The organism is Amycolatopsis sp. NPDC039088 (assembly GCF_055598845.1).
Genome location: NZ_JBVKAE010000009.1, coordinates 69,314 through 81,334 on the forward strand (window position 1 = coordinate 69,314; position 12,021 = coordinate 81,334).

The window sequence follows — 12,021 nt, forward strand, 5'->3', positions numbered from 1 at the left end:
GCGGCGCACTAGCCCCGCGGAGAGGAACCGAAAAACTGATCGCGCTGGTGAAGGCCCCAAACGGCCGAAGCCGCGCGCCGCCAGGTGAACTCACTCGAACGGATGAGGCCACCGTCACGCAGGGCAGCAGCCTGCTCCGGATGGCCTAGTACCTCTTCAAGGGCCTTGGCAAGCGCTTGCGCGTCGCCCACAGGTACGACGACGCCCGCTCCCCCGGCCACTTCGACCAGGGCCGGCACGTCCGAGTGCACCACCGGTACGCCCGCCGCCATGGCCTCGATCAGCGGCAGTCCGAAGCCCTCCGCCCGGCTCGGCATGGCGAGGACCGACGCGCACCGCAACGCGAACGCCAGTTCCGCGTCGCTCACCTTCCCCAGCAACCGGACGTCGGCGCCGTGCTCCCGCGCCAGCACCATCGGGTCGATCCCGCCCCAGCCGGGCTGCCCGGCCAGCACCAACGGCGTCCCGATCCGGCCGGCGGCCTCGATCAGCACGTCGATGCCCTTGCGCGGCTCGATCGTCCCGATCGCGAGCACGTACCTCTCGGGCAGCTCGATCTCGGCGAACGCGGCAGGCGGCCGTACGCCGTGCGGGATCACCCTCACCGGCACCGAAACCGGCACCAGCCCGGCGAGCTCGTCCGCGACCGCCCGCGTCGGCACGGTCAGCGCGGTCGCCGTACGGGCGGCCCGCGCGATCACCGCCTTGTGCCACGCGACGCCGCGCGGAGTCAGCGTCTCGGGATGCGTCCACGGCACGGTGTCGTGCACCGCGACCGACAGCGTCCGCCCCCTCGGCACCCGGGCGGGCGCGAGCGGCGTCGGCGCGTGGACCGCGTCGCCGCCAGGCCACCACGGAAGGCCCAGCTGCCAGGCCGCGATCAGCGCTCGCGGCGGAATCGGCAGCACACGCGGACCCTCGACACCTTCGACCACGGCGTCCTCGACGTGAGCATGCCGCGCGACCACGCTCGACACCGTCCAGCCCGGCGGCGCGGTCTCGGCGAGCGCCCGCAGCAGCTCACCGGTGTAGCGGCCGGTCCCGCCGGGGACGGGCGCCAGCAGCTGCTCGGCGAGCACGACCAGTTCGGGCATGGTCTCTATTGTCTCTGGCATGACCGACGCCGAACCGAGCACCACCGTCGTCGTGGTCACCTGGCGCGGCGCCGCGCACGTCACCGCCTGCCTCGACGCGCTCGCCGCGCAGTCACGTCCGCATCGGACCCTGGTCGTCGACAACGCCTCGGACGACGGGACGGCCGCCCTCCTCGCCGCCCATCCGTCGAAGCCCGAGGTGCTCCGGCTGCGGCGCAACACCGGTTACGCCGGCGCCATGGCCGCCGCACTGGACAAAGTGGACACTCCGCTGATGGCCTGGCTGAACGACGACGCCGCGCCTGCCCCGGAGTGGCTCGCGACCTGCGAAGACGCCCTCGCCGCGGCCCCGCTCGCCGCGGCCGTGAGCGCCCGGCTGACGCTGGCCGACGGGAGCGTCCAGTCCACCGGCGTCCGGCTGACCGCCGACGGCCACGGCGCCGACCTGCCCGAACCCGCCGACGAGATCTTCGGCTTCTGCGGGGGCGCGGCCGTGCTGAACGTCGAGGCGCTCCGCTCCGTCGGCGGCGTCCCGGCCTCTTACTTCTGCTACTACGAGGACACCGACACCGCGTGGCGGCTGCGGCTGGCGGGCTGGGACGTCGTCAGCGCCGACGCCGACGTCCTCCACCGGCATGGCGCGAGTACGCGACCGGGTTCGGTCCGGTTCCACCTCTGGAACGAACGCAATCGCCTGCTCACCCTGCTCCGGTGCGCGCCGGGACAGGTGGCCGTCCGGCAGCTGGTGAAGTTCGCCGCGCTCACGCTCGTCTTACCTCTTCGCGGGAAGGCGGCGGCGCCGAACTTCCGGCTCGGCCTCCGGTGCCGGGTGCTGGCCGCCGTGGTGGCCCGGCTGCCACGCACGCTGGTCGAGCGTCGGGCCATCGGGCGCCGCGCCGCGCTCGGCCGAGGCGCGGTCTGGGAGGCGTGGGCCGGGCTTTAAGCTTGGTCCAATCGAGTGCAGGGAGTACGGCTTTGGCGCAGGGGGAAACGCAACCGGTCGTCTCGGTGATCGTGGTGAACTATCGCGGGGCCGCCGACACCGTCGCCTGCCTGCGCGCGCTCGCTGAACACGATTACCCGAACCTCGAGGTCATCTGCGTCGACAACGCTTCCGGCGGCTCCGACGTGGCCGAGATCAAGGCGGCGGCCCCGGGCGTCAAGCTCGTCGAGTCCCCGGTGAACTCCGGCTTCGCGGGCGGCTGCAACCTCGGCGCGGCGCACGCCACCGGCACCGTCCTCGCCTTCCTCAACAACGACGCCCGCCCGGCACCGGGCTGGGTGCGCACGGCCGTCGCCGAACTGCGCGCGCAACCGACGGTCGCCGCGGTGGCCAGCAAGGTCCTCGACTGGGACGGCACCGGCACCGACTTCGTCGACGCGGGCCTGACCTGGTTCGGCATGGGCTACAAACGCCACGCCGGAAGCCCGCTGGCCGACGTCCCGGCAGCCGACCACGAGATCGCCAAGGACGTCCTGTTCGCCACCGGTTCGGCGATGTTCGTCCGCGCCGGGGTGTTCGCCGAACTCGGCGGCTTCGACGAGCGGTTCTTCATGTTCTACGAGGACGTCGACCTCGGCTGGCGCCTCAACCTGCGTGGCTGGCGCGTCCGCTACGTTCCGGAGTCGCTGACCTACCACAAGCACCACGCCACCATGTCCACAGTGGACGCGCCGGACTCGGGGCGGGAGACGTTCCTGCTGGAGCGCAACGCTTTGGCCGCGCTGTACAAGAACCTTTCCGACGAAACGCTCTCGCGTGCGCTGCCCGCCGCGCTGGCCTTGGCCGTCCGCCGGGCGACCGCGCGCGGCGACCTCGACGCGACACGGTTCGACCTCGCCAAGGGCGTCGGCCCGGCCGAAACCGGTCCGGTCGAAGTACCGCGGACGACGCTGGCCGGGGTGCTGGCGATCGATCAGTTCGTCGAACTGCTGCCGTCGCTGGCCGAGTCCCGCGCCACCGAACAGGCCGCCCGCGTCCGCACCGACGCCGATCTGCTTCCCCTGCTGCGCAAGGCTTTGGAGCCCGCGTATCCATTGCCGCGCTACCTCGCCGCGCACGAGATCCTGGTCGAGACCTTCGGCATCGACGCGCTCTTCGGACAGCGCCGCAAGATCCTGGTGATCACCGGGGACGCGATCACCGAACGGATGGCGGGTCCAGCGATCCGCGCATGGAACATCTCCGCGACACTGGCCGCCGAACACGACGTCCACCTGGTGACGGTCAACCCGCTCGCCGACCCGCCGCCCGCGCCGTTCCAGGTCAGCGCGGCGACGCGGCGGGAGCTGGAGGCCCCGATCGCGTGGGCCGACATCATCGTCCTGCAGGGTCACGTGCTGGAACTCGCACCCGCGCTCAAGAAGCAGTACGCGCACAAGATCGTCGTCGCGGATCTCTACGACCCGATGCACCTGGAACTGCTGGAACAGGGCAAGGGCGTCGCCGACGACAAGCGCGCGAAGGACCTCATCGGTGTCACCAAGGTCCTCGACGCACAGCTGGAACGCGGCGACTTCTTCCTGTGCGCGTCGGAGCGGCAGCGTCATTTCTGGCTCGGGCACCTCGCCGCGATGGGCAGGCTTTCGCCACGCCTCTACGACGCGGACCCGACCACGCAGTCGCTGCTCTCGGTCGTCCCGTTCGGCCTGTCACCGCAGGCCCCTGTCCGCACCGGCCCCGGCCTCCGGTCCACTTTGGACGGCATCGGCGAGACCGACCACGTCGTACTGTGGGCAGGCGGGGTCTACAGCTGGTTCGACCCGCTCACCCTGGTCCGCGCGATCGAGAAACTGCGGCAGCGCCGCGGCGACGTCCGCCTGGTGTTCCTCGGGATGAAGCATCCCAATCCCGAGGTCACCGAGATGGACATCGGCGCGCGCACGATGCTGCTTTCCGACAACCTCGGCCTGACCGGCAAGCATGTGTTCTTCAATCAGCAGTGGGTGCCGTTCGAGGAGCGCCAGAACTGGCTGCTGGACGCGAACTGCGGGGTCACCACGCATTACGAGCACGTCGAGACGACGTTCGCGTTCCGCACCCGGGTGCTGGACTACCTGTGGGCCGGACTGCCGATCGTCACCACCGACGGCGACTCGTTCGCCGACCTGGTCCGCGAGGAACGGCTCGGCGTCGTCGTCCCGGCCGAGGATGTCGGCGCGCTGGCCGACGCGCTGGAAAAGGCGTTGTACGACGAGGAGTTCGCGGCGGGCTGCGTCGAGCGGATCGCCGTCGTCGCCCAGCGCTACGCCTGGCCGGAGGCGCTGAAACCGCTCGTGGAGTTCTGCCGGAACCCGCGACCCGCGGCCGACCGGCTGCCCGGCACGGACGATCTCGTGGTCACCGAACCAGTGCGGGGCAAGGAAATGCTGCGCCGCGACGTCGACCTGATCCGCGAGTACCTCGCCGACGGCGGGCCGAAGGAACTCGTGCGGCGCGTCGGCGGCCGGGTGGTCAAGGTCGCCAAACAAAGGCTCGGCCGTGGCTGACCGCCCCTTGCGCGTCCTGCTCGACGGGACCCCGCTTCTCGGTGCCAGGACGGGTATCGGCCGGTACACGGTCGCACTGTCCGAAGAGCTCGCTTCGATGTCCGAAGTGGACACCCGCGCGGTCGCGTTCACCTTGCGCGGCTGGCGACGGCTGCGCCACGTGCTGCCACACGGCGTCCGGGCCCGCGGCATGCCGGTGGCGGCGCGGTTGCTGCGCAAGGCGTGGCTGCATTCGCAACTGCCTCCAGTGGAACTGTTCGCCGGACCGACGGATGTCGTGCACGGCACCAACTTCGTCCTGCCCGGCCGATTCCGCGCGGCCGGCGTGGTGACGATCCACGATCTGGCCTTTTTGGACGCCCCCGAAGAACTCGCGCCGAGCGATCACGAGCTGCCGCAACTGGTCCGCCGCGGCGCGCGGCTCTCCGACGTGATCTGCACGCCGACCAACGCCGTCGCCGACCGGATCGCCGAACGACTCGACGTCGACCGCCGCAAGATCGTGGTCACCCCGCTCGGGGTGAACCCGGCCTGGTTCACCGCGCGGCCGCCGGACAAGGAACGCCGCAAGGAACTCGGGCTTCCGGACAAGTACCTGCTCTTCGCCGGCGCGCCCGGGCCGCGCAAGGGTCTGCACTGGCTGCAGCGGGCCCACGAGGCTGCGCCGGATCTGCCGGATCTCGTGTTCGCCGGGCCGGGTTCGTTCTCGGTGGGCTCGCGTTCGCGGCATCTCGGCTACCTGTCGGACGTGAACCTGCGGACGGTCGTCGCCGGGGCGAGCGCGTTGGTGCTGCCGTCGCGCGACGAGGGTTTCGGGCTCCCGGTGCTGGAAGCGATGGCTTCGGACGTTCCCGTGGTGTGCACGGACATCCCGGCGCTGCGCGAAGTCGCCGGGAACTGCGCGAGCCTGGTCCCGTACGAGGACGTCGACGCGCTCGTGGAGGCGTTGCGGATCGCCGTCAGCGACCCGCACGCCGTCGCCACCTCGGCCGCGCGCCGCGCCCACGTCGCGAACTTCACCTGGCGCGCGTGCGCCGAACTCACCGTCGCCGCCTACCGCAAGGCCAGCACCGAACACTGACGCTCGAGGTCAGGACGCGAAGTAGGCCTTGAGCGCCTCGGACCAGTCCCGGAGCGGGGTAAGCCCCGCCTCACGCCACGAAGCGTTCGACAGCACCCCGTACGCCGGACGCGCCGCCGGACGCGGGAATTCCGCCGTCGTACAAGGCTTCACCCGCGCCGGGTCGGCGCCGAGTTCCGCGAAGATCGCCCGCGCGAACCCACACCACGTCGTCGACCCGCCACCGGTGCAGTGCAGCACCCGCTGCGCCGGCCCTTCCCCGATGGCCACCCGGCCCGCCAGCTCCAGCAGGCCGGCCGCGAGATCGCGTGACCACGTCGGCGAACCGGTCTGATCGTCCACAACGGACAGTTCTTCGCGTTCCTTTTCCAGGCGCGCCATGGTCTTCACGAAGTTCGACCCGGTCTTGCCGTACACCCAGGAGGTGCGGACGATCCACGAGCGCGCGCCGGATCCGAGGACGGCGTCCTCGCCAGCCGCCTTCGTCCGGCCGTAAGCATTGAGCGGCCCCAGCAGATCACCGGTCTCGTACGGCGACGTCGCGTCTCCCGCGAAGACGTAGTCCGTCGAGACATGGATGAGCGGCACCCCCCGCGACGAGCACGCCGCGGCGAGCACCCGGGGACCGTCGGCGTTCACCGCGAACGCGCGCTCCTCATCGGTTTCCGCCGCGTCCACCGCGGTGTAGGCCGCCGCGTTGATCACCACCGGCGACGCCCCGGCCGCGCGGGCCCGGTCCGCCAGCGCGGTCACCGCGGCGATGACCTGACCGGTGTCACGCACGTCCAACTCCGCCGACGACGGCGTCACGGCATCCGGCGCCAACGCGGCGATGTCCTGGCCGAGCTGGCCGGAACCACCCGGTACGAGAATGCTCAGCACCGTCATTTCCCCTGTGCCGAACGGTTCTTCAGCGGCTCCCACCACGACCGGTTCTCGGCGTACCAGGCGACGGTTTCGGCCAGTCCGTCCTCAAAGGACTTTCGCGGCGCGTAACCGAGCTCCTGCGAGATCTTGGTGATGTCGACCGAGTACCGGCGGTCGTGCCCCTTGCGGTCCTCGACCGGCTCGACCATCTCCCACTCCGCGCTGACGGCGGTCAGCAGCCGCTCGGTCAGCTCGCGGTTGGTCAGTTCCGTGCCACCGCCGATGTTGTAGACCTCGCCCGGCCTGCCGCCGTCGACGACGTACTGGATACCGCGACAGTGGTCGTCCACGTGCAGCCAGTCACGCACGTTGAGCCCGTCGCCGTACAGCGGGACCTTCTTGCCGTCGAGCAGGTTGGTCACGAAGAGCGGGATGACCTTCTCCGGGAATTGGTACGGACCGTAGTTGTTCGAACACCTCGTGACACAGACAGGCAGTCCGTGCGTACGGAAGAAGGAACGTGCCAACAGATCCGAGGACGCCTTCGACGCCGAGTACGGCGAATTCGGCTCCAGCGCGTGGTCTTCGCTCCAGGAACCCTCCTCGATGGAGCCGTAGACCTCGTCGGTGGACACGTGCACGAACTTCCCGACCTCGGCTTCGAGCGCACCCTGCAACAGGGTCTGCGTGCCGAGGACGTTGGTCAGCACGAAGTCGGCCGCCCCGGCGATCGAACGGTCCACATGGGACTCGGCGGCGAAGTGCACCACCAGATCGATACCCCGCATCAGCTCGCTGACCAGGGCGGCGTCGCAGATGTCACCCTTTTCGAACCGGTAGCGCGGGTTCTTGCTCACCGGCTCCAGATTCGCTTCGTTGCCCGCGTAGGTCAGCTTGTCGAGCACGACGACCTCGGCGTCGGCCAAGCTTGGATACTCCCCCGTCAGCACCTGCCGGACGTAATGCGAACCGATGAATCCGGCACCCCCAGTGACCAGCACCCGCATCCCGCGACCCTCTCTTCACGACTTCCTGACCGGCCGAGTGTGTCACGACCGGGGCAACCTTTCACCAGCCTACGGACGTCTGACACCGGGGTCAGTAGAGTTGAGTCCGAGGCACACGTGTGCCCTGGGGAGATTCGTGGAGGACCGCACGTGACCGAGTGGCCCGGGCCACCCATTCCGGCGCGCCGTGGCGGCGGCGTCGTGGTGTTCGCCCGTCGAGGGGTGAAGGTCGTGTTCAGCCTGGTCTCGATCACGATCCTGGCACTGACCTGGTGGGGCTGGCAGTTCATCGGCGACCCGTCGCAGGGGTTCGCCACGACCAACCTCTTCGAGGACAACGGCCACCCGCCGGCGAAACCGCTGGACGGCGCGATCGACATCCTGCTCGTCGGCCAGGACAGCCGCACCGACGCGCAGGGCAACCCGCTGCCGCGCGAGGTCCTCGACATGCTCCACGCCGGCAACGCCGACGGCGAGCGCCAGACCGACACGATGATCTTGGTCCACATCCCGCAGAACGGCAAGAAGGCGACCGCGATCTCCTTCCCCCGTGACTCGTGGGTCGAGATCACCGGCGGCTTCGGCAAGCACAAGCTCAACAGCGCGTACGTGTACGCCTACAACGACACGTCGAAGACGCTGCAGCAGCAGGGCAACACGAATCTCAAGGACGTCGACGCCAAGGCCAAGGACGCCGGTCGTAAGAACCTGATCGCGACGCTGGAGCAGTTCATCGGCAAGCCGAAGATGATCGACCGGTACGCCGAGGTGAACCTGTCGAGCTTCTACGAGATCACCAAGGCGATCGGTGGTGTCGAGGTCTGCCTCAACGGCCCGGTCAAGGAACGGAAGTCCGGGGTCGACCTGCCCGCCGGCCGGCAGACCGTGGAAGGCGTCCAGGCGCTCGCGTTCGTCCGCCAGCGGTACGACCTGCAGAACGGCGACCTCGACCGGATCGCGCGGCAGCAGGCCTTCCTGTCCGGGCTGGCGAACAAGGTCCTCTCGTCGGACGTCCTGGCCAACCCGGCGAAGATCGCGAACCTCATCGACGCGGTGAAGAAGTCGGTCGTGCTGTCGGCAGGCTGGGACCTGCCGGAGTTCGCCGCGCAGATGCGGGGCCTGACCAGCGGCAACGTCGAGTTCCACACGATCCCGACCCAGGGCGACGCGACCATCGGCGGCGCCGCCGTGCTCCGGGTGGACCCGGCGCAGGTGCAGGCCGAGATCAACCGCCTGACCTCCGACGGGCAGCCGCCGTCCACCGAGGCACAGGCCACCCTGCCGGGCGCGGAAGCGGTGACCGTCGAACTGTTCGACGGGTCGGGTTCGCCCTCGCTGGCCTCCGACACCCGGAACCTCCTACAGGGCAAGGGGTTCAAACTCGCGGCCGACACCAAGCTCAGCACGCGCAACTCCACGGTCATCCGGTACGCGCCGGGCGACGAGAAGGCGCTCGCCCTGATCAAGCAGGTCTTCGGCACCGCGGTGCAGGCCGAGGCGGATCGCGATGTCGCCCCCGGCAAGATGCGGGTCCTGCTCGGCAAGGACTTCAAGGGCGCGTCCGCCGGCCCCGGCGGCGCGACCACGGCGCCGCCGAAGTCGTCGGCCGCCTCGAAGCCGGCTCAGCCGCCGTCCAGCGCTCCGGCGCCGACCACGACGCCGATCGTCGCGGGCAATGTGCCCTGCGTCAATTAATGTCCGGGTACTCAGCGTGGCCGACCTCCAGGTGACCTAGCCTTCTCCTACGATCGGATCAACGGGCAGCCCGAGGGGTGGTGAACAGGGATGGACAGCGAAGACAAGGACACCGGCGAACGTCCGGACACATCGGACACCGAAGAGCCGAAGCAGGAAGAGGCCACGGCCTCGGACACCGAGAGTGACGAAGAGCCCCGCTTCGTCCCGACGCCGTACCCCCGGAACCCGCTCCCCCAGCCCTCCACCCCGCCCGAGGACGAAGCGGTCTCGGGCGTACTCGCCGTGCCCGAGCGCCCGCTGCGCCGCGCCGGGCGGATCACCCGCCGGATCGCGCTCGGCCTCGTGTCGCTGCTCGCCCTCAGCACGACGGGCTACGCGTACGTCACCAAAGACCAGTTGCAGAACAACGTCCCCACGACGAACGCCTTGAGCAAGGCGGACGATCCCGCCGCACCGCCCGCCGACGACGGCGCGACCGACATCCTGCTGGTCGGCAGCGACGCCCGCACCGACGCGCAAGGCAATCCGCTGCCGGCGAAGGTGCTCAAGGAACTGCGTACCGAGGAAAAGCCCGGCGTCAACACCGACACCATCATCATCCTGCGCATTCCGAAGACGGGCGGGAAGCCGTCCGGCGTCTCGATTCCGCGTGACACCTGGACCGAGATCCCCGGCCGCGGCAAGAACAAGATCAATTCCGCGTACGGCGTCGCGAAGGCCAACTACGCGAACGCGCACCGCGGCGAGTCCGACCAGGCGAAACTCGAACGCGACTCCGACCAGGAAGGCCGCAAGGCACTGGTCCAGACCGTGCAGGACCTGACGCAGATCCGCATCGACCACTACGCCGAGGTCAACCTGCTCGGGTTCTACCTGCTGACCGAAGCGCTGGGCGGGGTCAAGGTCTGCCTGAACCACGCCACCGAGGACAAGGACTCCGGCGCGAACTTCCGGCGCGGGGAGCAGGTCGTCTCCGGCGGCGAGGCGCTGTCCTTCGTCCGCCAGCGGAAGAACCTGCCGCGCGGCGACCTCGACCGCATCGTGCGTCAGCAGACCTTCCTGTCCTCGGCGCTGAACCAGGTGCTCTCGGCGGGCACCCTGACCAGCCCGTCGACGATGGGCGGCCTGATGGATGTCGTGCATCGGTCGATCGTGCTGGACGAAGGGCTGGACCTGCTGGAGTTCGCTCAGCAGGCGAAGGGCATCGCGTCGGGCGACCTGACGTTCACGACCATTCCGGTGGTGAACATCAACGGCCGGAGCGAGGACGGCCAGAGCATCGTCGAGATCGACCCCGCCGCCGTGCGGACCTTCGTCTCCGGCCTGGTGGGGCGGGGCGGTGGCGGCGGGGCCTCGGGGGCGGCTCCCCTGCTCGCCGCATCGAGCGTTCCCTGCGTGAACTAGCGTTGAGGCGTGAGCCTCACCGATCTCTTGCTGCGGCCCCTGCTCGGGTCGCTCGCGAAACCGCTGATCACCCACTACGACGACAAGCAGGGCAGCCGGGTCGAGCTGTCCGTGGCGACCACGGTGAACTGGGCGGCCAAAACGGCGAACTGGCTGGTCGACGAGTTCGACGTCGAGCCGGGTGACGAGGTCGCCGTGGTGCTGCCGTCGCATTGGCAGACCGCCGGCGTCCTGCTGGGCGCGTGGTGGTGCGGCGCGAGGGTGGTGACGGAGACCGCGGGCGCGCGGGTGGCGTTCATCGCGCCGGACGGCGTTTCCGAGGCGTCCGCGACCGCCGTCGTCTCGCTGCACCCGATGGGTCTGGGACTGCCCGCCGGTTCCGTGCCGGACGGGGCGCTGGACTACTTGACCGAGGCCCGGCTTTCGGGCGACCAGTTCAGCCCGCTGTTCCCCGTGCCCGGCGACACTCCCGCCCTCGATTCGTCCACTGTGGACGAGGTGCTCGCCGAGGCTCGTTCCCGTGCTTCTTCGGCGAGTTTGTCCGCGGACGACCGCGTTCTGTCCACTGTGGAATGGACTGGCGCGGAGGGGATCCTCGCGGGGTTCCTGACGCCGCTCGCGGCCGGTGCGCATCTGGTCCAGGTCAGCAACGCCGATCCGGCCAAGCTCGCGGCTCGGCGCGAAGCCGAGCGGACTACGGCGGATCTCCCCTCCTGAAGTGCCATGAAAGGACCTTTCCTTGCCAAATTTGCAAGGAAAGGTCCTTTCATAGCGCGCGGGTCAGGCGTCCTGAAGCTGCTTCGCCTCACGCTTGCGCCCGAAGAGCGCGTGGTCGAGCGAGAGCTTTCCGGCGTTGAAACCGAGCGCGAGCCCGGCGACCGCCAGGACGAGCACCAGTTCGTAACCGCCCTGACCGGTCAGGCCGTTGTCGATGTGCACCGAGAGCAGAGCGCCGACGGAAACCACGACGAAGCCGAGGCCCACCAGCGGTGTCAGGAAACCGACGATGAACAAGATGGCGCCGACGATCTCCACCGCGATCGCGAAGATCGCCGCGATCGTCGGCAGCGGGATGCCTGTCTGCTCGAAGAACTTCGCGGTGCCGTCGATCCCGTTATCCCATTTCTGCAGGCCATGGGCGAGGAACACCACGCCGACCCCGATCCGGCCCAGCAGGAGGGCGACATCCTTGAAACGAGCGAACATCAGGTATCAGCTTTCTGATAGGTGAATATTCAACTTACCCGTACGACGGTAAGGCACCGGGCACCTCCGATGGCACCTCCGGAGCGTGATCGACAGGTATCCGACAGGAAGCGCACCCCGGACGGCCGCATGCCCTCTGTGGAAGGTGACGCACGTTGCCCCCATACGGCGGGCA

Annotated in this window: 10 protein-coding genes; 6 read left to right on the forward strand and 4 right to left on the reverse strand. The window is 69.5% G+C overall.

Features of this window, described 5'->3' with window-relative positions:
* Positions 1-8 precede the first annotated feature (8 nt).
* Positions 9-1,094, reverse strand: a complete 1,086-nt coding sequence (locus ACZ7KI_RS13845; RefSeq protein ID WP_470273493.1) for a glycosyltransferase family 4 protein — start codon at positions 1,092-1,094, stop codon at positions 9-11.
* Positions 1,095-1,113: 19 nt separating this feature from the next.
* Here ACZ7KI_RS13845 and ACZ7KI_RS13850 point away from each other — a divergent pair, with 19 nt between their 5' ends.
* The 3 genes from ACZ7KI_RS13850 to ACZ7KI_RS13860 are packed head-to-tail and all read left to right on the forward strand — an operon-like array spanning position 1,114 to position 5,664.
* Positions 1,114-2,037: a glycosyltransferase family 2 protein gene (locus ACZ7KI_RS13850; RefSeq protein WP_470273494.1), complete on the forward strand. Its 924-nt coding sequence runs from the start codon at positions 1,114-1,116 to the stop codon at positions 2,035-2,037.
* 32 nt (positions 2,038-2,069) lie between these two features.
* Positions 2,070-4,583, forward strand: coding sequence for a glycosyltransferase (locus ACZ7KI_RS13855; protein WP_470273495.1), 2,514 nt, complete (start codon positions 2,070-2,072; stop codon positions 4,581-4,583).
* The gene (locus ACZ7KI_RS13860; RefSeq protein WP_470273496.1) at positions 4,576-5,664 is read left to right on the forward strand and encodes a glycosyltransferase family 4 protein; all 1,089 of its coding nucleotides are present in this window, start codon (positions 4,576-4,578) and stop codon (positions 5,662-5,664) included. The genes ACZ7KI_RS13855 and ACZ7KI_RS13860 overlap by 8 nt, the downstream gene beginning before the upstream one ends.
* Before the next feature lie 9 nt (positions 5,665-5,673).
* Here the strand turns inward: ACZ7KI_RS13860 and rfbD are convergent, their stop codons facing one another.
* On the reverse strand, positions 5,674-6,552 hold the full coding sequence (rfbD, locus tag ACZ7KI_RS13865; RefSeq protein ID WP_470273497.1) for a dTDP-4-dehydrorhamnose reductase: 879 nt from the start codon (positions 6,550-6,552) through the stop codon (positions 5,674-5,676).
* A complete protein-coding gene (gene rfbB, locus ACZ7KI_RS13870) occupies positions 6,549-7,538 on the reverse strand; it encodes a dTDP-glucose 4,6-dehydratase (protein ID WP_470273498.1) in 990 nt (329 codons plus the stop codon). The genes rfbD and rfbB overlap by 4 nt, the downstream gene beginning before the upstream one ends.
* A 150-nt stretch (positions 7,539-7,688) precedes the next feature.
* Here rfbB and ACZ7KI_RS13875 point away from each other — a divergent pair, with 150 nt between their 5' ends.
* The 3 genes from ACZ7KI_RS13875 (at position 7,689) to ACZ7KI_RS13885 (ending at position 11,357) form a co-directional block, all read left to right on the forward strand.
* A complete protein-coding gene (locus ACZ7KI_RS13875; RefSeq protein ID WP_470273499.1) occupies positions 7,689-9,233 on the forward strand; it encodes an LCP family protein in 1,545 nt (514 codons plus the stop codon).
* A gap of 90 nt (positions 9,234-9,323) precedes the next feature.
* A complete protein-coding gene (locus ACZ7KI_RS13880; RefSeq protein ID WP_470273500.1) occupies positions 9,324-10,640 on the forward strand; it encodes an LCP family protein in 1,317 nt (438 codons plus the stop codon).
* Between the two features lie 9 nt (positions 10,641-10,649).
* The gene (locus ACZ7KI_RS13885) at positions 10,650-11,357 is read left to right on the forward strand and encodes a TIGR03089 family protein (protein WP_470273501.1); all 708 of its coding nucleotides are present in this window, start codon (positions 10,650-10,652) and stop codon (positions 11,355-11,357) included.
* Positions 11,358-11,420: 63 nt separating this feature from the next.
* Here the strand turns inward: ACZ7KI_RS13885 and ACZ7KI_RS13890 are convergent, their stop codons facing one another.
* Positions 11,421-11,846, reverse strand: coding sequence for a DoxX family protein (locus ACZ7KI_RS13890; protein WP_470273502.1), 426 nt, complete (start codon positions 11,844-11,846; stop codon positions 11,421-11,423).
* Between the last annotated feature and the right edge of the window lie 175 nt (positions 11,847-12,021).

Excerpts from the sequence above, each read along its gene's own strand:
- ACZ7KI_RS13845 (WP_470273493.1), bottom strand. The coding sequence starts at position 1,094 with ATGCCCGAACTGGTCGTGCTCGCCGAGCAGCTGCTGGCGCCCGTCCCC.
- ACZ7KI_RS13850 (WP_470273494.1), top strand. The coding sequence starts at position 1,114 with ATGACCGACGCCGAACCGAGCACCACCGTCGTCGTGGTCACCTGGCGC.
- rfbD (WP_470273497.1), bottom strand. The coding sequence starts at position 6,552 with ATGACGGTGCTGAGCATTCTCGTACCGGGTGGTTCCGGCCAGCTCGGC.
- rfbB (WP_470273498.1), bottom strand. The coding sequence starts at position 7,538 with ATGCGGGTGCTGGTCACTGGGGGTGCCGGATTCATCGGTTCGCATTAC.
- ACZ7KI_RS13880 (WP_470273500.1), top strand. The coding sequence starts at position 9,324 with ATGGACAGCGAAGACAAGGACACCGGCGAACGTCCGGACACATCGGAC.
- ACZ7KI_RS13890 (WP_470273502.1), bottom strand. The coding sequence starts at position 11,846 with ATGTTCGCTCGTTTCAAGGATGTCGCCCTCCTGCTGGGCCGGATCGGG.